The organism is Arthrobacter sp. UC242_113 (assembly GCF_044054585.1).
GTDB lineage: Bacteria > Actinomycetota > Actinomycetes > Actinomycetales > Micrococcaceae > Arthrobacter.
The window spans coordinates 466,147-489,139 of sequence record NZ_CP171968.1; the positions used below are offsets into that span (position 1 = coordinate 466,147).

At 66.9% G+C, this 22,993-nt stretch carries 22 protein-coding genes and 1 pseudogene; 12 read left to right on the forward strand and 11 right to left on the reverse strand.

The features are described 5' to 3' along the window. The first annotated feature begins 25 nt into the window (after positions 1-25). The 4 genes from ACHMXB_RS02160 (at position 26) to ACHMXB_RS02175 (ending at position 4,307) form a co-directional block, all read left to right on the forward strand. Positions 26-1,003 carry an aldose 1-epimerase family protein gene (locus ACHMXB_RS02160; RefSeq protein ID WP_395402385.1) on the forward strand — a complete coding sequence of 326 codons (978 nt, stop codon included), beginning with the start codon at positions 26-28 and terminating at the stop codon, positions 1,001-1,003. Between the two features lie 68 nt (positions 1,004-1,071). Beyond that, positions 1,072-2,451, forward strand: coding sequence for an AI-2E family transporter (locus ACHMXB_RS02165; RefSeq protein WP_395402387.1), 1,380 nt, complete (start codon positions 1,072-1,074; stop codon positions 2,449-2,451). 3 nt (positions 2,452-2,454) lie between these two features. Beyond that, the gene (gene ilvA, locus ACHMXB_RS02170) at positions 2,455-3,693 is read left to right on the forward strand and encodes a threonine ammonia-lyase (protein WP_111904099.1); all 1,239 of its coding nucleotides are present in this window, start codon (positions 2,455-2,457) and stop codon (positions 3,691-3,693) included. Between the two features lie 8 nt (positions 3,694-3,701). After that, positions 3,702-4,307, forward strand: a complete 606-nt coding sequence (locus tag ACHMXB_RS02175; protein ID WP_395402389.1) for a rhomboid family intramembrane serine protease — start codon at positions 3,702-3,704, stop codon at positions 4,305-4,307. A 108-nt stretch (positions 4,308-4,415) separates the two neighbouring features. On the opposite strand, the gene greA is transcribed toward ACHMXB_RS02175, so the two are convergent. Beyond that, positions 4,416-4,910, reverse strand: a complete 495-nt coding sequence (gene greA, locus ACHMXB_RS02180) for a transcription elongation factor GreA (RefSeq protein WP_111904101.1) — start codon at positions 4,908-4,910, stop codon at positions 4,416-4,418. A 216-nt stretch (positions 4,911-5,126) separates the two neighbouring features. Beyond that, on the reverse strand, positions 5,127-5,597 hold the full coding sequence (locus ACHMXB_RS02185; protein WP_395402391.1) for a DUF4307 domain-containing protein: 471 nt from the start codon (positions 5,595-5,597) through the stop codon (positions 5,127-5,129). A gap of 84 nt (positions 5,598-5,681) precedes the next feature. Here ACHMXB_RS02185 and mca point away from each other — a divergent pair, with 84 nt between their 5' ends. The 3 genes from mca to ACHMXB_RS02200 all read left to right on the forward strand — a co-directional run bounded on the left by mca (position 5,682) and on the right by ACHMXB_RS02200 (position 9,186). Further along, on the forward strand, positions 5,682-6,587 hold the full coding sequence (gene mca / locus ACHMXB_RS02190) for a mycothiol conjugate amidase Mca (RefSeq protein WP_395402393.1): 906 nt from the start codon (positions 5,682-5,684) through the stop codon (positions 6,585-6,587). Positions 6,588-6,746: 159 nt separating this feature from the next. Then, positions 6,747-7,025 carry a hypothetical protein gene (locus ACHMXB_RS02195; RefSeq protein WP_395402395.1) on the forward strand — a complete coding sequence of 93 codons (279 nt, stop codon included), beginning with the start codon at positions 6,747-6,749 and terminating at the stop codon, positions 7,023-7,025. Further along, positions 7,003-9,186 carry a thioredoxin domain-containing protein gene (locus ACHMXB_RS02200; protein WP_395402397.1) on the forward strand — a complete coding sequence of 728 codons (2,184 nt, stop codon included), beginning with the start codon at positions 7,003-7,005 and terminating at the stop codon, positions 9,184-9,186. The genes ACHMXB_RS02195 and ACHMXB_RS02200 overlap by 23 nt, the downstream gene beginning before the upstream one ends. Here the strand turns inward: ACHMXB_RS02200 and ACHMXB_RS02205 are convergent. Then, positions 9,167-9,808: a hemolysin III family protein gene (locus tag ACHMXB_RS02205; protein WP_395405075.1), complete on the reverse strand. Its 642-nt coding sequence runs from the start codon at positions 9,806-9,808 to the stop codon at positions 9,167-9,169. The two genes, ACHMXB_RS02200 and ACHMXB_RS02205, sit on opposite strands and share 20 nt — an antisense overlap. A gap of 264 nt (positions 9,809-10,072) precedes the next feature. Between ACHMXB_RS02205 and ACHMXB_RS02210 the strand changes: the two are divergent. Beyond that, positions 10,073-10,835, forward strand: a pseudogene (locus tag ACHMXB_RS02210) (isoprenyl transferase). A 303-nt stretch (positions 10,836-11,138) separates the two neighbouring features. Beyond that, positions 11,139-12,575, forward strand: coding sequence for a PhoH family protein (locus tag ACHMXB_RS02215; protein WP_395402399.1), 1,437 nt, complete (start codon positions 11,139-11,141; stop codon positions 12,573-12,575). A gap of 417 nt (positions 12,576-12,992) precedes the next feature. Here ACHMXB_RS02215 and ACHMXB_RS02220 read toward each other — a convergent pair whose 3' ends face one another. From ACHMXB_RS02220 to ACHMXB_RS02230, 3 genes are all read right to left on the reverse strand, one after another. Further along, positions 12,993-13,649 carry a GNAT family N-acetyltransferase gene (locus ACHMXB_RS02220; protein WP_395402401.1) on the reverse strand — a complete coding sequence of 219 codons (657 nt, stop codon included), beginning with the start codon at positions 13,647-13,649 and terminating at the stop codon, positions 12,993-12,995. Between the two features lie 50 nt (positions 13,650-13,699). After that, complete coding sequence (locus tag ACHMXB_RS02225) at positions 13,700-14,254, reverse strand: hypothetical protein (RefSeq protein ID WP_395402403.1); 555 nt, start codon at positions 14,252-14,254, stop codon at positions 13,700-13,702. A gap of 116 nt (positions 14,255-14,370) precedes the next feature. Continuing rightward, positions 14,371-15,153: a hypothetical protein gene (locus tag ACHMXB_RS02230; RefSeq protein ID WP_395402405.1), complete on the reverse strand. Its 783-nt coding sequence runs from the start codon at positions 15,151-15,153 to the stop codon at positions 14,371-14,373. A gap of 58 nt (positions 15,154-15,211) precedes the next feature. On the opposite strand from ACHMXB_RS02230, the gene ACHMXB_RS02235 reads away from it, so the two are divergent. Next, positions 15,212-15,766: a prepilin peptidase gene (locus ACHMXB_RS02235; protein WP_395402407.1), complete on the forward strand. Its 555-nt coding sequence runs from the start codon at positions 15,212-15,214 to the stop codon at positions 15,764-15,766. 60 nt (positions 15,767-15,826) lie between these two features. Beyond that, positions 15,827-16,297 carry an NUDIX hydrolase gene (locus ACHMXB_RS02240; protein WP_395402409.1) on the forward strand — a complete coding sequence of 157 codons (471 nt, stop codon included), beginning with the start codon at positions 15,827-15,829 and terminating at the stop codon, positions 16,295-16,297. A 15-nt stretch (positions 16,298-16,312) separates the two neighbouring features. On the opposite strand, the gene ACHMXB_RS02245 is transcribed toward ACHMXB_RS02240, so the two are convergent. The 5 genes from ACHMXB_RS02245 to ACHMXB_RS02265 form a co-directional block, all read right to left on the reverse strand. After that, a complete protein-coding gene (locus ACHMXB_RS02245) occupies positions 16,313-17,929 on the reverse strand; it encodes an MDR family MFS transporter (RefSeq protein WP_395402411.1) in 1,617 nt (538 codons plus the stop codon). Further along, on the reverse strand, positions 17,926-18,618 hold the full coding sequence (locus ACHMXB_RS02250) for a TetR family transcriptional regulator (RefSeq protein WP_395402413.1): 693 nt from the start codon (positions 18,616-18,618) through the stop codon (positions 17,926-17,928). Before ACHMXB_RS02250 ends, ACHMXB_RS02245 begins: the two co-directional genes overlap by 4 nt. Positions 18,619-18,758: 140 nt before the next feature. Next, complete coding sequence (locus ACHMXB_RS02255) at positions 18,759-20,186, reverse strand: class II fumarate hydratase (RefSeq protein WP_111904113.1); 1,428 nt, start codon at positions 20,184-20,186, stop codon at positions 18,759-18,761. A gap of 87 nt (positions 20,187-20,273) precedes the next feature. Beyond that, positions 20,274-20,888: a carbonic anhydrase gene (locus tag ACHMXB_RS02260; RefSeq protein ID WP_395402415.1), complete on the reverse strand. Its 615-nt coding sequence runs from the start codon at positions 20,886-20,888 to the stop codon at positions 20,274-20,276. An 11-nt stretch (positions 20,889-20,899) separates the two neighbouring features. Continuing rightward, the gene (locus ACHMXB_RS02265; RefSeq protein WP_395405077.1) at positions 20,900-21,568 is read right to left on the reverse strand and encodes a DUF4245 domain-containing protein; all 669 of its coding nucleotides are present in this window, start codon (positions 21,566-21,568) and stop codon (positions 20,900-20,902) included. A 220-nt stretch (positions 21,569-21,788) separates the two neighbouring features. Here ACHMXB_RS02265 and glpX point away from each other — a divergent pair, with 220 nt between their 5' ends. After that, positions 21,789-22,811: a class II fructose-bisphosphatase gene (glpX, locus tag ACHMXB_RS02270; RefSeq protein ID WP_190243102.1), complete on the forward strand. Its 1,023-nt coding sequence runs from the start codon at positions 21,789-21,791 to the stop codon at positions 22,809-22,811. Positions 22,812-22,993 lie beyond the last annotated feature (182 nt).

The window sequence follows — 22,993 nt, forward strand, 5'->3', positions numbered from 1 at the left end:
GGGGAGTGCGTTGTACGGTAGGTCCATGACTTCCGGTGCGACTTCCGAAACCAGCGATTTCCCCACGGCCAGCGGTTCCCAGACTGCCCAGCAGCGCTACGCCACGGGCAGGCAATACGAGCTCAGGCGGGGCGATGCGCTCGCCGTGGTCACCGAGCTGGCTGCCGGGCTGCGGTGGTACAGCCGCGGAGGCGTCCAGCTGACGGAGTCCTACGGGGACTCCGACATTCCGCCCGGCGCCACGGGCATCACCCTGGCGCCGTGGGCCAACCGGATAGAGGATGGCGTCTGGCACCTGAACGGCAAGAAGCAGCAGTTGGACATCACCGAGGTCTCCAAAAACAACGCCAGCCACGGGCTCCTGCGGAACGCGTCGTACTCCCTGGTTGCCGAATCCGAGTTTGCCGTGACCCTCGAGGCGACCATCTTTCCCCAGCACGGCTACCCGTTCCTGCTGCGGCACCGCGTGGAGCACTCCCTCGCGGAGGACCTTGGGCTGGAGGTGCGGCAGACGCTGGTCAACGATTCCGAGGCCGAGGCGCCGTTCGTGCTCGGGGCGCACCCGTATCTCCGGATCGGTGACATCCCCTCCGAGGACCTCACGCTGAATGTGGATGCCACTACGCGGCTGGTGGCGGATGAACGGCTCATCCCGCGCAGCTCCGAGCCGGTTTCGGGGGACAGCGATCTGCGCCAGGGGCGGACGGTGGGGGAGCTGGATCTCGACGCCGCCCTGACGGGTCTGGTGTTCGACGGCGGGATCGCCCGCCACACGCTGACCGCACCGGACGGCCGCAGCGTCAGTCTGTGGCAGGACCAAACCTGTCCGTTCGTCCACGTGTTTGTCAGCCGTATCTACCCGGGCCGGCCCGCGGCCGTGGCAGTGGAACCGATGACGGGTCCGGCCAATGCCTTCAACTCCGGGGACAGCCTCCGCTGGCTGGCTCCCGGGGACTCGTTCACCATCACCTGGGGTATCCGCGCTGACCTGGCTGGAGCCTAAGCCGGAGCAGTGCACAGTCGCGCCGTGGCGCGTTTCCCATAGCCGGGCGGCTAGGGAAGTATTGGGCTATGACGCCAGCAAAGGACGCCACACCAGACGACCCAGCCAATACGACAGGCACAGCAGGCAGTGGCAGCGCCACGGGCGGGACGAGCACACCAGGCGCTGCCCGGCCCTTCGGACGCCTGGAGCCGCGGCGCATCCGGACCGACCGTGAGCTTGAACAGGACATTCCGTACGGCGTGCGCATTGCGGCGGCATGGGCCTGGCGGCTGGGGCTGATCCTGCTGATCACCGGTGCCCTGGTCTGGCTGCTGGCCAAGGTCAGCTTCCTCATCATTCCCGTCATGGTGGCGGCACTGCTGGCCGGCCTGTTGAGCCCCGTGGTGCGGAGGCTGGGGGAGTCGCGTGTCCCCAACGGGGCCGCCGTCGCCATCACGGTCCTGGCCTTCATCGGGCTCATCGCCGGTTCCCTTGCCCTCGTGGGCCGGCAGCTGGCCCTTGGTTTCCAGGAGCTGTGGAGCCAGGCGCTGACCGGGGTCAAGCAGATTCAGGACTGGCTGTCGCAGGGGCCGCTGCACCTGAGCGCGGCGCAGATCGACCAGTACATCCAAGAGGCCACCGCCGCCCTGCAGAACAACAGCAGCAGCATCCTCAGCGGGGCACTCTCCTTCGGCAGCACGGCCGGGCATTTTGCCGCCGGGATGGTGCTGGCCCTGTTCATCCTGATCTTCTTCCTCCTCGAAGGCGGCCGCATCTGGGCGTTCCTGGTCCGGCTCCTTCCTCGGCAGGCGCGGATCCCCGCCGACGGCGCGGGGCGGCGCGGCTGGGCGTCAATGGTCAGCTATGCGCGGATCCAGATGTTCGTGGCCTTCGTGGATGCCGTGGGCATCGGCGTCGGCGCGGCGATCATCAGTGTCCCGCTTGCCCTGCCACTGGGCGTGCTGGTCTTCATCGGCTCGTTCATCCCCGTGGTGGGTGCCCTGGTGACGGGTGCCATCGCGGTGCTGCTCGCCCTGGTGGCCAACGGCCCGGTCAACGCCCTGATCATGCTGGGCATCGTGCTGCTGGTGCAGCAGCTGGAAAGCCACATCCTGCAGCCGCTGGTCATGGGCAAGGCTGTCGCCCTGCACCCGGTGGCCGTGATCCTGGCCGTTGCTGCCGGTTCCTACCTCGCCGGCATCCCCGGGGCGCTGTTCTCGGTCCCCATCCTCGCCGTAGCAAATTCGGCGATTCGGTATATTGCTGGCAGAACGTGGGAACATGAGCTTGTGCCGGCTGCCGCGGGTACCGCAGACCTGGCCTCTGCCGAAGAGGACAACACTTTCAAGGAAGCCCGGCTGCCGGGCTCGCATTCCGGCCACGGCAACGCTGCCGGCACTGAACACGGCACCCCGGGCGGCAAGTCCGCTCCCGGTGCCGACGTCGAATCACCCAAAGGAGAATAGCTCGTGAACACCCCCGAAAGCCTTCCCGTCACGCTGGACGATGTCCTTGAGGCGCAGAAGCTGCTGGACGGGATTATTGCGCGGACCCCGGTGGAGTCCTCCCGGGCTTTGGGCCGAATGGTGGGCGGCGAGGTCTACTTCAAGTGTGAGAACCTGCAGCGCGCCGGCTCCTTCAAGGTGCGCGGCGCCTACGTCCGGATGGCGCGGCTCTCCGAATCGGACAAGAAGCGCGGCGTGGTGGCGGCTTCCGCCGGCAACCACGCCCAGGGCGTGGCCGTCGCCGCCAAGAGCCTGGGCATCAAGGCCCGCATCTACATGCCGCTGGGCGTGGCACTGCCCAAACTCGCCGCGACGCGCAGCCACGGCGCTGAGGTGGTCCTGCACGGACACAACGTGGATGAGGCGCTGGCAGAGGCCCAGCGTTATGCCGACGATACCGGAGCGGTCTTCGTCCACCCCTTCGACAACGTGGACGTCGTGGCCGGGCAGGGCACCCTGGGGCTGGAGATCCTCGAGCAGGTGCCCAACGTCGACACCATCCTGATGGGCGTCGGCGGCGGTGGCCTGCTGGCCGGCGTCGCGGTGGCCGTCAAGGCCCGCGCCAAGGAACTCGGCCGCGACATCCGCATCATCGGCGTGCAGGCAGAAAACGCTGCCGCGTACCCGCCGTCGCTGGCAGCGGACGCCCTGGTGCCGCTCAAGAAAGTTTCCACCATGGCCGACGGCATCGCCGTGGGCCGGCCCGGCCAGCTGCCGTTCAGCATCATCCGCGAACTGGTGGACGATGTGGTCACCGTCAGCGAAGATTCCCTGGCGCGGGCCCTGATCTTCCTGCTGGAACGCGCCAAGATGGTGGTTGAGCCTGCCGGTGCGGTGGGCGTGGCAGCCCTCATGGACGGCAAGATCGAAAACCCCGGAACAACCGCCGTCGTCCTGTCCGGCGGCAACATCGACCCCATGCTGATGCTCAAGGTGATCCAGCGCGGCCTCTCCGCCGCCGGCCGGTACATGACCGTGCGGATGATGCTTGATGACCGCCCGGGCTCGCTGGCCACGATTGCCCGCATCATCGCCGAGAACGACGCCAACGTGACGGGCCTGGACCACACCCGCGTTGGCGGCTCCATCAGCATGGGCGACGTTTCCATCACGGTGAACCTCGAGACCAAGGGCCACGAGCACGGCGAACAGGTTCTCGGAGCCTTGCGCGCCGAGGGCTTCCAGCCAATCGTGGTGCACTAGGAGACGCGATGCTGGACAGCCGGGGAGAGGCGCCCGCCACCAAGGAAACGGCCGCCGCCCGTGCCAGGGGCGGGCTGCTGGTGGTGGGATCGTTCGTGGCGCTCCTGTTCGCCATCGAACTGCTCAACACGGTGCTGCTGCACTCGCTGAACGGCGTCTTCGGGCTCAGGCCCAGAAGCGCCGACGGCATCCTGGACGTGTTCACCTTCCCGCTGCTGCACGCCAACCTGAACCACGTGCTGTCCAATGCACTGCCGCTCATCATCTTCGGGTTCCTGGTGTTTCTGTCCGGGCTCCGGGTCTTCCTCACGGCCGTTGCCTGCAGCTGGCTGGGCTCCGGGCTGGCCGTCTGGCTGATTGGCGCCGGCGGGGTCACCGTGGGCTCGTCCGGACTGGTCTTCGGACTGTTCGCGTTTCTCCTGGTGCGCGGATTCTTCAACCGCAGCTGGTGGCAGATCCTTCTCTCGGTGGTGCTGTTCCTGACCTACGGCAGCATCCTTTTCGGGATCATTCCGAACATCGCCGGATACGTGTCCTGGCAGGCCCACCTCGGCGGCGCCGCAGGCGGGGTCCTGGCCGCCGTCGTGCTCCGGGCGCGGGCATCCCGGCGCTGACATTCCTCTAACGCTTCTTAGAGCGCGTCTTAACGCACGACGCCGGCCGTCCCCGAAAGTGGGGAGGCCGGCGTCGTGCGTTTGCTGCGACCGCGGACTGATGCGGTGTTAGCCCGAGTAGGGCTTGGCGGAAATGATCTCCACCGAGATGTCCTTGCCGTTGGGGGCGGTGTAGCTGAGCTTGTCGCCCTCCTTGTGACCCATGATCGCGGCACCGAGCGGGGACTTGTCGCTGAAGACGTCCAGGTCGGAGTCGCCGGCGATTTCGCGGGAGCCGAGCAGGAAGGTCTCCTCGTCACCGGCGATGCGGGCGACGACGATCATGCCGGGCTCGACGATTCCGTCGTCGGCCGGTGACTCGCCAACGTGGGCATCGCGGAGCAGGACTGTGAGCTGGCGGATGCGGGCCTCGATCTTGCCCTGCTCTTCCTTCGCAGCGTGGTAGCCGCCGTTCTCCTTGAGGTCACCCTCCTGGCGCGCAGCGTCGATCTTCTGGACGATTTCCGCACGGCCGGGGCCGGAAAGGTGGTCCAGCTCTGCCTTCAGGCGGTCAAAAGCTTCCTGGGTAAGCCAAGCTGCAGGCGCGCTGTTAGTGGTAGACACGGACTTCTCCTCTAGTGGATGTACAAGCGGTCATGCAAAACAAACACCCCGCCACGGTGGCCACCTGTGGAACTCAGTAACCATCTCAGCGGGGTAAAGGTATTGATCCATTGTAGTCAATCCCGTGGAGTAAACCCAATAACCGAGCGGCGTGGGTCACATGCCTTCTTCTGCTGTCCGTTTTCCTGCGGGCCCCTGGCAGGCTCCAGGAGCGCTCTAGGAGGCCGCGGGCTTCGGGATCCAGCAGCTGTCCACGACGCCCGAGACGGCCTGCGATTCGGTGCGCAGGAGAACCCGCTGGGCGAGGGTGCGGCCGCCGTCGGCACTCTGTCCCTGTGCGTCCTGCTCAACCGGCGGAATATCGACCACTTTCCAGCCGACCACGGCGAACTTGGAATCGAGCGCCTTGATGGCGCACTTGACTGGCGTGCCGGGTTCCCTCGTCACATGGAAGTCCACCTGGGCCTGGGTGGCATCTGTGGTCCGGTAGCCGATGTCTTTGAACGTCACCGACGCCGTCGCGTTGGACGTTGACACCCAGGCCAGGAAGCCCATTCCGATTGCCAGGGCAACGATAACCGCCCAGCGCCGGGCCTTTCGGGACATCCTGCGCTTTGGACGGCCATAGCGATTGGCTAGGCTAATGTCTGCAGGCTGGGAAGTGCCCGACTTGTCCTCGGTAGTCACCTTTCCAGTTTAGTGGCGATTCCGAAGGCAATTATCCGGCGCCAGCATTGCAGTCAGCCCCAGGAGAAAGAGGAGCAGTCCCAGATGACAGCGTCCACCAGCCAGTCGTCCACGCTTCGCCTGCTGGCCGTCCACGCCCACCCGGATGACGAATCCAGCAAAGGCGCAGCCACCATGGCCATGTACGCCGCGGCCGGTGTGGACGTTATGGTCGCCACCTGCACGGACGGCTCACGCGGTGACATTCAGAACCCGGCCATGGAGGGCGAGCCCCATCCGAAGCGCGACATGGCCGGTGCCCGCCGCCTCGAAATGAACGAGGCCGCCCGGATCCTGGGCATCCGGCAGCGCTGGCTGGGCTTCGTGGACTCGGGGCTGCCCGAAGGCGATCCGCTCCCGCCGCTGCCGGCCGGCTGCTTCGCGCTGCAGTCCCTGGAACGGGCTGCGGGCCCCCTCGTCAGGCTGGTCCGGGACTTCAAGCCGCACGTCATCGTCAGCTATGACGAAAATGGCGGCTACCCCCATCCGGACCACATCATGGCGCACCGGGTTGCGGTGGAGGCATTCGAGGCTGCGGGTGACCCCGCCAGGTATCCCGGCACCGGTGATGCATGGGAGCCGAGCAAGCTCTACTACGACCGCGCCTTCAGCCCGGAACGCTTCCGTGCCCTGCACTTTGCCCTGGAGGAGGCCGGGCTTCAGTCGCCGTACGCCCAGCGCCTTGCCGCTTGGCTTGAGGCCGACGCTGAAGGGCACACGCCGCCTCCGCCCGCGCATGAAACAACCACCCAGGTGGACTGCGGCGACTTCTTTGCAACCCGTGACGACGCCCTCCGCGCCCACCGGACCCAGGTGGACCCGCTGGGCTTCTTCTTCGCCGTGTCAGCGGAGATGCAGGCGCGTGCCTGGCCTTGGGAGGACTACACGCTGATCCAATCGAAGGTGGCCACGGAGTTGCCGGAGAAGGACCTCTTCGCGGGGCTAAGATAGAGACAAGAGACATTTTCTATCCCGTGTAGAAGACCGCGTAGAAGAACCCGCGCAGAACACCGTGTGGCGGCCAGGTCGGCCGCGGCGACGCGCCTACCAACGGGCCAGGCGTTAGCCCACGCGGTGGACGGCGGCCCCAGCCTTGAGAAGGTTTGAACAGTGCAGCATTTGCTCATCGCCCTGGCATCGTCCCCGGCACCCTCGCCGTCGCTGCGGCCCGGCCTGTCCCAGGACCAGGTCACGCCCGGCCTGCTGGGATTCCTGCTGACCGCCTTCATTGTGGTGCTCTCCGCGCTGCTGATCGTGGACATGGTGCGCCGCATCCGCCGGGTGCGGTACCGCGCCCAGGTGGAGGAGGAACGGATGGCCGCCGCCGAGGCCGCGGACATCTCCCGCGACGACGCCGCCAACGGCAATGCAGGCCGCGCCGACACCTGATTCAGGATCAGGGCAGCCCGCATCACGGGAGCCCCAGCCGGGGGAGCGCAACGCCCTCGGCGCGGAACCCTCTGCCTACCTGCGCCAGCACGCCGGCAACCCGGTGCACTGGCAGCCCTTCGGGGACGCCGCCTTTGCGAGTGCCGCGTCCCGGGACGTCCCCGTGTTCCTGTCCATTGGCTACGCCGCCTGCCACTGGTGCCACGTCATGGCCAGGGAATCGTTCGAGGACCAGGCCACCGCTGACTACCTGAACGGCCATTTCGTGGCGGTGAAGGTGGACCGGGAGGAGCGTCCGGACGTCGACGCCGTTTACATGGCCGCCACGCAGGCCATCAGCGGCGAGGGCGGCTGGCCGATGTCCGTCTTCCTGACCCCGGAGGGCCAGGCCTTCCATGCCGGCACCTACTTCCCGCCGCGGCCCATGCCCGGGCGGCCCTCCTTCCGACAGGTCCTCGAGGCCGTGCACGAGGCGTGGGTGGAGCGCCGCGGCGCCGTGGAGGAGAACGCCCGCTCCCTCGCGCAGAACATGGGCCAGGTGCAGCTCGCGGCGGCTGTGGACGTCTCCCGGCCGCCGGAACCGGTCGACGCCGGACTGCTGCCCGCCGCCGTGCGCTCCCTGGCCGGGTCTGAAGACCCCGACGACGGCGGGTTCGGCACCGCCCCCAAGTTCCCGCCGTCGGCCGTTCTGGAGTTCCTGGTCCGGCACGCGGCGGTGCCCTCCGACACCGCCGAAGAGGCCAGGGAGATGGCCGGGCGAACCCTCGCGGCCATGGCCCGCTCGGCGCTCTTCGACCAGCTCGACGGCGGCTTCGCGCGCTATTCGGTGACACGGGACTGGTCCGTTCCGCACTTCGAGAAGATGCTGTACGACAACGCCCAGCTGCTGCGCGTCTACGTGCACTGGATCAGGCTCGGCGGAACGGCCGGTTTCCCGGCCACCGAGGCCGCCGACGTTGCGGCGCGCACGGCCGACTGGATGCTCACGGCCCTGGGGCTGCCCGACGGCGGGCTCGCGTCCTCGCTGGATGCCGACAGCGTGGTGGACGGCGAGCACCACGAAGGGGCCACCTACCTGTGGACCCCCGGTGAGCTGGAGCGGGTCCTTGGCGCGGAGGATGCCGCGGCCGTCGCGTGGATGATGAACGTCGGCGCGCGCAGCACCGTCTCGGAGCTCGGCTCGCCGCTGCACCCGGGCCGGGCGCTGGACGGTGACGAGGCGCGGCTCTGGCTGGACGTGCGGCCCAGGCTCCGGGAGGTCCGGGCACGCCGGCCGCAGCCCGCGCGGGACGAGAAGGTGGTGGCGGGCTGGAACGGACTGGCGGTGGCTGCGCTGGCGGAGGCCGGGGCAGTCCTGGACCGCCCGGACCTTGTGGCGGCAGCCGGCCGGATCGCCGGATATCTGGAACGGGTCCACTGGAAACCGGCGTCGGGGGAGCCGGCAGCAGGGAAGCTGGTCCGGGTTTCGCATGGCGGCGCGGCCAGGGGGATCGGAGGCCTGCTCGAGGACTATGCGTTCTGCGCCGAAGGCTTCCTGGCTTTGTATTCGGCCACCGGCTCGCCCCGCTGGTACACGCTGGCGGAGGCAGACATCCAGGCGGCGTGCACGCGGTTCGTGGACGGCGGGCGGCTCGCCGACTCGGCCGGGGAATCGGCGCAGGTGGTCAGTGCGCAGGGCGGGAAGCCCGGCCTGGACTTCTTTGACGACGCCACGCCCAGCGGGGCTGCGGCCTTTGCCGGCGCCCTGCTGACCTACGCCGCCCTGTCCGGGTCCGCGGACCACCGGATCATGGCCGGGAGCATCCTCGTCCTGGTGCCCCCGCTCGCAACGCGGGCGCCGCGGGCGGCGGGCTGGCTGCTGGCCACAGCGCAGGCCGCGCTGGCGGGGCCGCTGGAGGCCGCCGTCGTCGGGCATGCCGGTGCCGAACGGGACGCCCTCCACCGCGCGCTGCTGCTGTCCCCGAGCCCGGGGCTGGTGGTGGCGGTTGGCGAGGCTGAGGGGGACGACGGCGGGAAGCCTGCCGAGGTGCCGCTGCTGCGGGAGAGGCCGGCCGGGCCCGGCGGTGCACCGCTCGTCTACGTCTGCCGCGGCATGGTCTGCGACCGGCCCGTCGCCACCGTTGAGGCGGCGCTGGAGCGGGTCAGCTCTGCACTGCGATGAGGATGGCCGCGAAGTGCGCGGCGAAGGCCAGCACCGTGAACGCATGGAACAGCTCGTGGAAGCCGAAGTGCCGGTAACTGAAGTTGGGCTTCTTGACGGCGTAGAACACTGCCCCGGCGATGTACAGGGCCCCGCCGACGCAGATGAGCAGCGCCGCCGGGACGCTCGCCGCGAAAAAGGCGGGCAGGTAGAAGAGGGACCCGCAGCCGAGGCCGATGTAAATGGGCACGTACAGCCAGCGGGGTGCGTCGGTCCAGAACAGCCGGAACAGCACACCCAGGATCGCGGCTGACCAGATCAGCCAGAGCAGGAACTCCGCCGTCGGCCTGTCCAGGAGGCTCCACGCGAGCGGGGTGTAGCTGCCGGCGATCACCAGCATGATGTTGGTGTGGTCCAGCCGTTTGAGGACGCGTTTGACGCCGGGGGACCAGTTGCCGCGGTGGTACACAGCGCTGATGCCGAACAGCAGGACTCCGGTAAGGGCGTAGATCGCGGACGTTATCCTGCGGTCCGCGGTTGGCGCCACCGTAACCAGGACGATCCCGGCAGCCAGGGCGAATGGCGCGGTGACCGTGTGGATCCATCCCCGCCACTTGGGCTTGATCGTCAGCAGTTCGGCCATGCGTGCCGCGGCGTCGTCCACGGCGGTGGGCTCTGCTTTCGACGGCTCCGGTCCGCCGGTTGCACCGTCCGGGGCGTTGCTTTTCATGTCATCCAGAATAACCTACGGTTCAGTAAGTTACCTACCGGTAACATCTTGCCTGCTGCGACCTTACGGCTCGTTAGGTGGAGGCTTCGGACTGCCACCTGCACGCGGCCGCAGCCTTAGGGCGGTAGCCTAGGACTTGCACAAAAGTCTTACAGAGGAAGTCAGGTGAGTCGCCGGATGGAATGGCCCGGGTTCCTCTATGGCTTCTACGAGCGCAAGCTTCTCCGCTCTCTGGAGCCGGAGCGGATCCCACGGCACATCGGCGTAATGGTGGACGGCAACCGGCGCTGGGCCCGGCAGTTCAATGCCCCCACCAGCCAGGGGCACCAGGCCGGCGCGGACAAGATCCATGAGTTCCTCGGTTGGTGCCAGGAGCTGGGCGTCAGGGTTGTCACGCTGTATATGCTCTCCACGGACAACATGAACCGATCCGGCGAAGAGCTTGACCTGCTCATGGGCATCATTGCCAACACGCTGGACCGCCTCGACGACGACGCCAACATTTCGGTCCACGCCATGGGCGCCCCGGAGCTGCTCCCCGACTACCTGGCGGAGCGTCTGACCACTCTCACGGCCCGGACGCCGGTGCGGGAGAAGCTGCACGTGAATGTGGCGGTCGGCTACGGAGGCCGGCGCGAGATCGTGGACGCAGTGCGCGAGCTGCTGCACGACGCCGTGGCGCACAAGGCGGACATCAGTGAACTGGCCGACTCCCTGAGCGTGGAGGACATCTCGCGCTTCCTCTATACCCGCGGCCAGCCTGATCCGGACCTGGTCATCCGGACTTCCGGCGAGCAGCGGCTCTCAGGTTTTCTGATGTGGCAGAGCGCCTACAGCGAGTTCTACTTCTGCGAGGCCTTGTGGCCGGCCTTCCGGAAGGTGGATTTCCCTCCGCGCCCTGCGCGACTACGCCGGCAGGCAGCGGCGCTTCGGTTCCTAACCGTTGCCGGCGTCCGTTGCGGCCTTATGGGCCGCCCTTTTGGGCCGCCGTCGTGCACGGTTTGGCCGCCGCCGTTCACGCCAAATTCACACACCGGCAACAGGAATCGCCGGAAGAAGACGTTGGAAATTAGTTCGGGGCGAATTACGTTGAATCCATCAGCAGGCAAACCGCCGGCTGATCGGGGAGGCCAGTACATGGAGCGATTCTTCGCACCGGTTGTATGGGAGGCCGGATCCGGCCTCGTGGCCGAGCCGCCTCACCAATAACAATTCCGGGCAGCGCCCCGGGGCTGGAGTCGATGTGGCTATTTCTGAACAACTGCCCGACGTCATCACGGACAAGGGTGAGAAGGCTACCTCTCGCGCCAAGCGAGCCAATTCAAAGACCGGTGCGGACACGAAAGACGCCGCAGCCGGTCTTGCTGTTTCCGGCCCACAGACTGAGTCCCAGCCATCAGTCTCCACTTTCGTCATTGATACCTCGGTGCTGCTCTCCGACCCCCGCGCCCTGCTGCGTTTTGCGGAGCATGAAGTCATTGTGCCGATCGTGGTGATCACCGAACTTGAAGGGAAACGGCATGACCCCGAACTCGGCTACTTCGCACGGAAGGCGCTCCGGCTCCTTGATGACCTTCGCATCCAGCACGGCGGGCTGAACCGGCCCATCCCGCTGGGCGACGCCGGCGGTACGCTCATGATCGAGATGAACCACATCTCGGCCGAAGTCCTGCCGGCCGGGTTCCGCGGCGGGGACAACGACAGCCGCATTCTCGCCGTCGCCAAGAACCTCTCCAACGAGGGGCGCAACGTCACCGTGGTGTCCAAAGATCTCCCCATGCGGGTCAAGGCCTCGGCCATGGGCCTGCTCGCCGACGAATACCGCAACGAGCTCGTTAAGGACTCCGGCTGGACCGGCGTCGCCGAGATCGATGCGAGCGACGAGGAGATCTCCACGCTCTACGGGCACGAACCGGTCTTCATCCCGGCGGCTGCCGAGATGCCGGTCAACACCGGCCTGATGGTGCTCTCCAACCGCGGCTCGGCGCTCGGCCGTGTCGGTGCGGACAAGCAGGTCCGCCTGGTCAAGGGGGACCGCGACATCTTCGGCCTCCACGGGCGCTCCGCGGAGCAGCGGCTCGCCATCGACCTGCTGATGGACCCCGCCGTGGGCATCGTGTCCCTGGGCGGGCGCGCGGGCACCGGCAAGTCGGCCCTTGCCCTGTGTGCCGGCCTGGAGGCGGTGCTGGAACGCCGTGAGCACCGCAAGGTGATCGTCTTCCGCCCGCTCTTCGCCGTCGGCGGCCAGGAGCTCGGCTACCTGCCGGGCTCGGAGCAGGAAAAGATGAATCCCTGGGCGCAGGCGGTTTTCGACACCCTGGGTGCGCTCGTAAGCCAGGAGGTCGTGGAGGAGGTCATGGACCGCGGCATGCTGGAGGTCATGCCGCTGACCCATATCCGCGGACGCTCCCTGCACGACGCGTTCGTGATCGTGGACGAGGCGCAGTCGCTCGAAAAGAACGTCCTGCTGACCGTCATGAGCCGGATCGGGCAGAATTCGAAGATCGTCCTCACCCACGACGTTGCCCAGCGCGACAACCTCCGGGTCGGACGGCACGACGGCATCGCAGCCGTCGTTGAAACCCTAAAGGGCCACCCGCTCTTTGGCCACATCACCCTCACCCGGTCCGAGCGCTCGCCCATCGCGGCACTCGTCACGGACCTGCTCGAAGGGGCGTAACTCCGCACCAGTGCTCGGAAGGGCCGTGGCCGGGTTCGCCGGGCCACGGCCCTTCGCCGTCGCTGTGGTCGGGTCCGCCGGGCCACGGCCCTTCGCCGTCGCTTAGCGCGAAGGTCCCTTCCCAAGGCTCGCAAGCTCGCCTCGGGGCCCTCGGGACGTCGCTTACGACGCATAGGGACCCCTTCGGTCGCGGGGCGACCTCACGGGGTCCGATGCGTCGCGATGCGCTCCTTTGCGAAGAACCGCGTCCCGGCGTGTGCCCTTGAGCGGCTTTTCGAGCACCCACAACCCGCTAGTTGAGCTTGTCGAAACCAGAGAGCCCTGCCTTGACCGACGTCGTTTTGCTAAATGTGGCCGCTTATTGCGGGGTCCCAGCGGCCGTTTTTGGTAACGCGCGAGTGGGAAGGCAAGCCAAGCTCAATCAGTATGGATTCCCAGGAGGAACCTTGCCGTGGGTTCGTGGCCGTCTACCCTCAATTGCCAGTCGGGGCGGCGGAAGCTCTCCGGGGTGAGGCGGACCCGTTGGACTGTCTCCTGCTTGCCGCCCCAGGACAGGCGGGTGACGCCGTTCAGTTCGTAGCCAAGCGACCGGGAGACGCCCAGGGAGGCGGCGTTCCAGTCGGCGGCCTCGGATTCGCAAACTTCGGCGCCAAGCCAGTCAAACGCGTAAAGCGCGACGGCGGCCCGCATCTCCTTTCCGAAGCCGCGGCCCTGCGCACTCTTCCGCAGCCACGATCCGGTGGCGACTGTGCGGAGGACCGAAAAGTCCCTCGCCACGACGTCCTGGCAGCCGAGGAAGGTGCCCTCGTGCCAGACGCCCATCGTGAGCGTCCAGGATTCGGGGGTGGAGGCGCCGCGGCACTGCCAGTACCAGCGGGCCATGTTGGCTCCAAGGTCACCAGTTGGGACAGCGGTCCATGGTGAGCTGAACGGGTTACGGCCCTGTTCGTGGATGCCGCTGGCCGCCGCTTCAACCGCGGCGGGGATGTGGTCGTCTCGCAGTGGCCGCAGCGTGAGCCGGGGCGTGGTCAGGGTGAGCGCGAACGGAGGCCACACGGAGATCAGCTCGGTCATGCCGGAAGCCTAAACGATGTGGGCCCTGCCTATGCCGCTGCGGTGCGCCGTCAGCTGGTGTGGTGCGACAGGCCGAGGGACAGCCGGGTGTTGCCGGGCCCTTCCAGCACTAGGGCGATCGCCTGGTTAGGCAGCTCAAAGACCATGGTGGCGTCCGCCGTATCTCCCTGCCGGAGCTGCGCCTTCCCCGGTGACGTCCACAGGGGATGGATGCTATTGGCACCCAGGCCCGTCACCGAGAACTGCGACGTGTCCAAGGTGAGGCCTTCACCTTCAAGAGCGGTGAACTGCACCAGAATCCTGACCCGGTGGGTCCCCGCGGACGCGCCCTCGTCCAAGACCTGGACGCGTTCCGGCGGAAGCCAGCCGTCCTTTTCCAGCGGGATGATGCCATTGACCCGCGCCGTTCCGCCGGGGATCACCGCGCTCGCACCCAGGGGGGTGCTGGCCTCGGGCTTGGCCGTAAGGAAGAGATATCCCAGCACGAGCCCTAGGGCGCAAAGCAGGGAAAGCGGGATCAGCAGCAGCTTCCGACGGCGCCGGGTACCGGTCCTGCCGGTGGTGGCCGTGTCAGGTGTCGATACGTCTGGAGCCATGGTTGACATGGCACGAGTTTGCGGCCGGCAGGTTGGAAAAAACCTGCGCGGCACCCCGCATTCCGGGTGGCCCGCCAGCGGGGTTTGTCGGGCGGGGTTCGTCAGGCGGGGTTCGTGAGTCGGCGTCAGGCCGGGTTGGGACGCAGCGGCCACTGGATGTGCTCGCGCACGTCAGTGAGGTTCACCGGTTCCGCCACGAAAAGATCGTCCAGCATGTACTCGTCCACGGCCAGGATCCGGATGCGGTGCCCGGGAAGCTGCCCCCCGCCGTCGAGCGGTTCGGCGAAAACACACACTCCGGTCCCGGCATCAATGCGGATTCGGGTCCGGCCCGGTCCGCACAGGGGTGCCGCCGGATCCAGCGGCCGGTACCCGGCGTTCGGTGACACCACGGTTTCCAGCGCCGCGCGGCCCTCGTGCGTCAACTGTTGAACCGGCTCCAGCAGTTCGACGGCGTTGGCGTTGGGGAACTCCAGCGGCACCGGGGCATTTCCCGCAAGCTCCACCGGATCCAGTGCAGCGGCGAACCGGCCGTTTCCGAACGAGGGTTCGCCGTACGCGGCCTCAGGGCGGCGCCGGACCAGCCCGCCGTCGTCGTACACCGGCGTCACCAGGTGTGCGGGTAGAAGCCATGACTTCCGCGTGGCGCTGATGTACAGGCCGTCTCGGGAATCGTTGATGCCCGTGGTGCTGCCCAGGCGCGTGCCGTCGTCGGACTCCAGGCGCAGCGCGCCGGGGCGGCGCAGCCAGGCGCGGACGGTGCCGGCGCCCGGAGTTTCGGCGTATTCGAAGCGCAGGGACTGCCACTTCCACGGGGACGAGCGGCAAAGGTTGCGGAAGGAAACGGCCGACGTGGGCGTGGCACCGCCGCCGTGTTCCTGCCGGTGTTTGGCGTCCCAGGTCCCCATATCCACAGTTTACGCGCGGCCCCGAGCGGCAGGCGGGCCAATCCAGTAGCATCCGAGAGTGATCCAACGACTGGGCGGACTATGGGAAGCGGCACCGCTCGCGTTCTGGCTGCTGCTGGCCGCCTGCGCCTACTTCGCCGTGATGGCGGTGCGGCTCACGGTCATTGACGTCCGGCACCACCTCCTGCCGAACCGGATTGTCTTTCCCTCCTATGGCATTGCCGGTGCGCTGCTGCTGGGGGCGGTGCTCACCCTCGCGGCGGTGGAACCGTCGGGGCTGCCCGACGGCGCGGCAAGCCTTTTCGGGGTGCCCGCGCTGAGGATTGCGGCCGGGGGAGCGGTGCTGTGGCTCTTCTATTTCGTGCTGCGTCTGGTGTATCCGCCCGGCATGGGCTTCGGGGACGTGAAACTTGCCGGCGTTCTGGGGCTGTACCTGGGCTACCTCGGCTGGCCGCATGTCTTCGCCGGGACGTTCGCTGCGTTCCTGCTCGGCGGTTTTTGGAGCATCGGCCTGCTGGCACTGCGGCGCGGGACACTCAAATCGGCCATTCCGTTCGGGCCGTTCATGCTGGCGGGGGCAGCCGCGGCGATGGTCTTGCTGCCCGCCGGTTAGCTGCGGACAGGGGCGCTGGTCCCGGTGTGGTTCGGGCTCCGGTCCGGCTAGGCTGAACCCATGCCGGCACCTGAATTTGTCCTGAAGCTCCGCGAAAAAATCGGCCACGACCCGCTGTGGGTTCCTGCTGTGCGGGGTGTGGTGTTCAACGACGACGGCCACATCCTGCTGGGCCAGAGGTCCGACAACGGCAGGTGGACCCTTATTACGGGGATGTTGGAGCCCGGTGAGCATCCCGCACCCGGACTGCTGCGGGAGATCTTCGAAGAGACCGCCGTCGTGGCCGAAACGGAGAGGATGGTGTCGGTCGGCGTAGTAGGGCCTGTGACGTTCCCCAACGGCGACGTCTGCGATTTCCTGGACATCGTGTTCCGCTGCCGCCACGTCTCCGGTGAGGCGCGGGTAAACGACGACGAGTCCCTGGCCGTGGGTTGGTTTGCGTTGGACGGGTTGCCGGATCTGCAGCCCGGAGACCGCGAATGCTTCCGCCGTGCACTGCTGCCGGGGGACTCAGTCCACTACGAGTCCTGAGTCCCCGGCAGCTCTTTAGACCGTGGCGGCTTGCCGCTCTGCCTCGAGAAGCTCGGCTTCCTCACCGCCCACCGCCTCGCCGCGGGCCACCATGCCGGCGGTGTCCGAGAGCGGGATCTGCTTCAGCGTGATGGCCAGAACCAGTGCAACGGCGATGAACGGAACGAGGTACCAGAACACCGGTGCGAGGGAATCGGCGTAGGCGTTGACGATCGCGTCGCGGAGCTGCCCGGGAAGCTGACTCAGGGTCTGCGGATCCAGCGTTCTGGTGGACTGGGAGGCCTGGCTGGCCGACGCTCCGGCGCCGGTGAAGGCGCTCGTCAGGGATTCCGCGAGCCGGTTCGTGAATATCGAACCGAACACCGCCACGCCCAGGGCAGCCCCCACTTCGCGGAAGTAGTTGTTCGTGCTGGTGGCCGTGCCGATCTGGTCCGCCGGAACCGAGTTCTGCACCACGAGGACGATGACCTGCATGATCAGGCCCAGGCCCGACCCGAACAGGAACAGCTGGACGCAGATGATCCAGATGGGCGTCTCGGCAGACAGCGTGGTGAACCACAGCATGGCGGCGATGGTCAGGATGGCTCCGAGAATCGGGAACATCTTGTACTTGCCGGTCTTGGAAATGCGGATACCCGAGTAGATGGACGTTCCCATCAGGCCGGCCATCATCGGGAGCATGAGCAGCCCCGACTCGGCGGCGGAGGTGCCCGAGGACATCTGCAGGAACGTGGGCACGAAGGCGATGGCGGCGAACATGCCCAGGCCCAGGGTGAAGCCGATGGCCGTGGAGTTCACGAAGATGCGGTTCCGGAACAGGCTCAGCGGGATGATCGGATCTTCCGCGCGGCGTTCGACGGCGACGAAGGCCGCCGCGGCGAGGACCAGACCGGCGCCGAAGGCCCACGTGACGGGCGAATCCCAGCCCTCGTCCTTCTTGCTCCCGAAGTCCGTGAAGAAGATCAGGCAGGTGGTGGAGACGGAGAGGAACAGGACGCCCAGGAAGTCGATCCGCTTTTCGGCCTTCTTGTTGGGAAGCGTCAGGGTGAACCAGGCGATGGTGAAGGCGGCGATGCCGACGGGGATGTTGATGTAGAAGGCCCACTCCCAGGTGAGGTGGTCAACGAAGAAGCCGCCCAGCAGCGGTCCGGCCACGGCCGAGAGGCCGAAGATGGCACCCAGCGGGCCCATGTACTTGCCGCGTTCCTTGGCGGGAACGATGTCCGCGATGATGGCCTGCGAGAGGATCATCAGGCCGCCGCCGCCCAGGCCCTGGATGGCGCGGAAGATGACGAAGCCCCAGAAATCCGTGGCGAAGGCACAGCCCACCGAAGCCAGCGTGAACAATGCGATGGCCACGAGGAAGAGGTTCCTGCGGCCGAGGATGTCGCCGAACTTGCCGTAGACCGGCATGACGATGGTGGTGGCGAGCAGATACGCGGTGGTGATCCAGGCCTGGTGCTCGACGCCGCCGAGCTTGCCGACGATGGTGGGCATGGCCGTCGAGACGATGGTCTGGTCGAGGCTGGAGAGCAGCATGCCGGCGATCAGCGCGGAAAAGATGATCCAGATGCGTTTCTGGGTCAGCAGCAGCGGTCCGGCTGCGGCTTTGGAACTGACGGCGGTGCTCATGACTGTCCTTCTGCGGAGGGGGCTTCAGTGTGGTGTGGATCGGAGGCGGGGCGGGAATACGGCTGGGAGAGCAGCAATCTGGCGGCTTCGAAATTCTCGAGCAGCAGGTCACGGTACGTGCGGGTGTTGCCTTCGGAGAAGTAGGCGAGGCTGGTGTGCCGGGCGATGTTGCCCATGACCACCACAGCCATCCGCACCACGGGGTGGCTGGCCGGAACCCCTTCGCGCCGGGCGAGGAGCTGCGCGAAATGGGCTTCCCGCTCCTCCGTGGCGCCAATGATCTTGAGCATCAGCTGCGGTTCCTTCTCGATGACGCCGATCAGCTGCCGGGTTTCCTCCTCGGAGCTGCTCATCCGCTCGGACATGCTGAGCGAAAGCTGGAGGAGGTCCTGGAGCAGGCTCGCGGAGATCTGTCCTTGAGGTGAACCCTGTCCGCCGCGGAGGAACTCCTCGAAGACGTCCTCGGGCAGCTCGTCGTCCACGTGGCCCAGGATGGCGTCTTCCTTGGTGGGGAAGTAGTTGAAGAAGGTCCGCCGGGAGATGCCCGCCTGTTCGCAGACGTCCTCCACGGTGTAGCCGTTGAGGCCGCGCTCGGACGTCAGGGAACGCGCGACGGCGGTAATCGCCGCCCGCGTCGCGGCCCGCTTGCGCTCGCGCAGGCCGCCGCCAATAGTTGCACTCTCGCTCACAAAGTAAAGTTTTGCACTGTCTGGATTTTAGTGCAACTTTTGCTCGCGGATGGCAGCGATTAAAAGCGAACGACGACGGCCGCCCGCCTTCGCTGGGAAGGTGGGCGGCCGCCGTCGTACTTTTGGAAAGCGGTGGGGACCTAGGCCTTGTGGGCGGGGGCCGTCATGGTGGTGACGTCCAGTGCCTTGTCCAGGTCGGCCTCGGAAACCTTGCCTTCGCCCTCACCGACGAAGCCGAGCTTCTCGGTGGCCTGGCGGACGGTCAGGCCCTCCTTGACGGCGGTCTTGGCGATCTTGGCGGCGTTTTCGTAGCCGATGTACTTGTTCAGCGGGGTAACAATCGACGGCGAAGCCTCGGCGAGGAAGCGGGCACGCTCGACGTTGGCGGTGATGCCGTCGATCATCTTGTCCGCCATGACGCGGCTGGTGTTGGCCAGCAGGCGGACGGACTCGAGCAGGTTCGCGGCCATGACCGGGATGCCGACGTTCAGTTCGAAGGCGCCGTTGGTGCCGGACCAGGCGATGGCCGTGTCGTTGCCAATGACCTGCGCGCAGACCATGATGGAGGCTTCGCAGATGACGGGGTTGACCTTGCCCGGCATGATGGACGAGCCCGGCTGCAGGTCCGGGATGGCGATTTCGCCGAGGCCGGTGTTGGGGCCGGAGCCCATCCAGCGCAGGTCATTGTTGATCTTCATGAAGGAGATGGCAATGTTGCGCAGCTGGCTGGAGGCTTCGATGAGGCCGTCGCGGTTGGCCTGGGCCTCGAAGTGGTCGCGGGCCTCGGTGAGCGGCAGGCCGGTGTCCGTGGCGAGCAGTTCGATGACGCGCTCCGGGAAGCCGGCCGGGGTGTTGATGCCGGTGCCCACGGCGGTGCCGCCGAGGGGAACTTCGGCCACGCGGGGGAGTGCGGCGTTGATGCGCTCGATGCCGTAGCGGACCTGCGCGGCGTAGCCGCCGAATTCCTGACCCAAGGTGACCGGCGTGGCGTCCATGAGGTGCGTGCGGCCGGACTTGACGACGTCCTTGAACTCAACGGCCTTGCGCTCCAGGGATTCGGCGAGGTAGCCGAGGGCCGGGATGAGGTCGTTGATCAGGGCCGAGGTGGCTGCAACGTGGACGGAGGTGGGGAACACGTCGTTGGAGGACTGCGAGGCGTTGACGTGGTCGTTGGGGTGGACCACCTTGTCGCTGCCGGCAGCCTTCAGGGCGCGCGTGGCCAGTTCGGCGAGGACCTCGTTGGTGTTCATGTTCGAGGACGTGCCGGAGCCGGTTTGGAAAACGTCGATGGGGAAGTCGCCGTCGTACTTGCCCGTAGCCACCTCGTCGGCAGCTTCCGCGATCGCCTTGGCCAGCTCGCCGTCGAGCACACCCAGTTCAGCGTTGGCCTGGGCAGCGGCCTTCTTGACCCGGGCCAGCGCCTCAATGTGCGCACGTTCCAGGGTTTTTCCGGAGATCGGGAAGTTCTCGACTGCACGTTGCGTCTGCGCGCGGTACAGGGCGTTCACGGGGACGCGGACTTCGCCCATCGTGTCATGTTCAATGCGGAACTCTTCAGTGGAAGTCATGGGGCTAGCTTAGGACGCCCGGGCACCGCATCGAAAACCGTGAACGGCTTGCTACAGACGGCCCGCCCGGGCGTCTTCAGGCTGCTTCTAGAGGTCGCCAATTCCGGAAACAAGCTCCGCGTGGCCCTCGGCGAGGCTGTAGGAGAGGCCGACGACCGCTGCCCGGCCGGACTCGATTGCGTCCGAAATCACACGCGAGCTGTCCACGAGGCGCTGGGAGGTCTGCTTGACGTGCTCCACCACCATGTCGTTGACCTCCGTCTGCTCGTTGCGCAGGGAGGTGAGGACCGACGGCGTGATGCGCTCCACGAGGTCGCGGATGAAACCCGTCGGCATCTGGCCCGTTTCGACGGCAGCCTTCGTGGCGCTGACCGCTCCGCAGCTGTCGTGGCCGAGGATCACGATCAGGGGCACGCCGAGCACGCCGATGCTGTATTCGAGCGAGCCGAGGACGGCGTCGTCGATGACCTGGCCGGCGGTCCGGACGACGAAGACGTCACCGAGTCCGACGTCGAAAATGATTTCAGCGGCGAGCCGCGAGTCCGAGCAGCCGAAGATCACAGCGAAGGGATGCTGGGTCTCCACCAGGGATGAGCGCCGGGAGGCGTCCTGGTTCGGGTGCGAGGATTCACTGTTAACGAAGCGTTCATTGCCTTCGCGCAGACGGCGCCAGGCCAGGGCAGGAGTCAGGTAAGTGGTCACGAAACCCCACCTTACGGTGCGGTGCTCGCCGAGGGGGAAACGGTGACAGCGGGGTTACTTTCCAGGGCCTTGACGACGGCGGCAGCCAGGACCGCGAATTCCTCCAGTTGGGCGTCGCCGGCCAGGACGACGGTGGTGCCGCGGTAGGCGAGCACCATGCTCTTCTCGCCCTTTCCCGTGTCATGGAGTTCCCACTCCTTGCCGCCGGCGTTGCGCGTGCCGGTGACCGGGGCGTTCTTGGTCTGCTGCACGAGCCAGGTGGGGTTGGCCTTGCTGGTCTGCGTCAGGCCAATGAATTTTTCCTTCGGGGTGACGTAGCCGACCTCCCAGGCCGCCACGCCGGTGCCGCCGGCCGCCGCCCAGCGCGCGTAATTCGGGTGGAATGTGTCGCCTGCTGTGGGGGCCACCGGTGTGAATCCCGCCACACCTGCGGCATTCTGAGCTACGGCGCTGACGTCGATGTTGGGGCGGAAGCCCTCCGACTTCGGGGACGGATTCATCAGGACGATGGGCAGGAACGCAGCCACGCTCACCAGCAGGGCGATGATCATTCCGATCACGGAGGCGTTGGCCCGTTTCGCGGCGGCCGCGGGGATTACGGGCCTGACGGGCTGGTCGGCCGACGCGGGGGAGGGGGCGGGAGCCTGCACGCGGCTCGAGGGGGCTGACTGGTCCTGCATATCACTCACCCTTCTATAGTCGCCCATGCGGGGTCCGAACTCACATTCGAAGCCGACGGCCGTGAGGCCCGCCGTCCGTTACGAGGCGTAGTCATCCCACGCCCGGGCCCCGCGGTGGCGACTATGATCAGTTACAGAGGAATCACCGCGATGGTCGACTCAGGCCTGGCGGGTCCAATGATCGCCACTCGAAGAAGAGGTTCACGTGTCACCAGCGTCCATGACCCAGAAGTACTCAACGCTTTCCCCGTCGCTCGCGGTCGGGATCGACGAGCCGGACCGCAACCTCGCCCTTGAGCTTGTCCGCGTCACCGAGGCCGCGGCTATCGCCGGCGGCCACTGGGTGGGCTTCGGCGACAAGAACAAGGCCGACGGTGCAGCCGTCGACGCCATGCGCTCCTTCCTCCAGACTGTCCACTTCAACGGCGTTGTGGTCATCGGTGAAGGCGAAAAGGACGAAGCCCCGATGCTGTTCAACGGGGAACAGGTTGGTGACGGCACCGGTCCTGAGTGCGACGTCGCCGTCGACCCCATCGACGGAACCCGACTGACCGCCCTGGGCATCAACAACGCCCTGGCCGTCCTGGCCGTCGCCGAGCGCGGCTCCATGTTTGACCCCTCCGCCGTGTTCTACATGGAGAAGCTGGTCACCGGACCCGAAGCTGCCGACATGGTCGACCTGCGTTTACCCGTCAAGCAGAACCTGCACCTGATCGCCAAGGCCAAGGGCGTGAAGGTCAACCAGCTCAACGTCATGATCCTGGACCGTGACCGCCACCGCCCGCTGGTCGAGGAGATCCGCGACGCCGGCGCGCGCACCAAGTTCATCATGGACGGCGACGTTGCAGGTGCCATCGCGGCTGCCCGCTCCGGCACCGGCGTCGACGCCCTCATGGGCATCGGCGGAACCCCGGAAGGCATCGTGGCGGCGTGTGCCATCAAGTCCCTGGGCGGCGTGATCCAGGGCCGGCTGTGGCCCACGAGCGACGACGAGAAGCAGAAGGCGATCGACGCCGGCCACGACCTCGAGCGGGTCCTGTCCACAAACGATCTCGTTACGAGCGACAACTGCTACTTCGCCGCCACCGGCATCACCGACGGCGACCTCCTCAAGGGCGTGCGCTACTCCAAGGACAAGGTCCTGACGCAATCGATCGTCATGCGTTCCAAGTCCGGCACCATCCGCTTCGTGGACGGCGAGCACCAGGCCAGCAAGTGGGAAGGCTACGCCCGCAAGAACTAGCCTCCGGCTTCCAGCGCGAACTGGCAGCTAATGACCCCAAATCTCGATTTTGCGGGCGTTAGCTGCCAGTTCGCGCTTAAGTGGTAGGTGGAGCTGTGGATAACTTCTTTAGGGGTGTCGAGTAGGGACCACAATGAAGCATGTCCCGGATCGCGATGCCTCCCCAGTTACCGCATGGATCG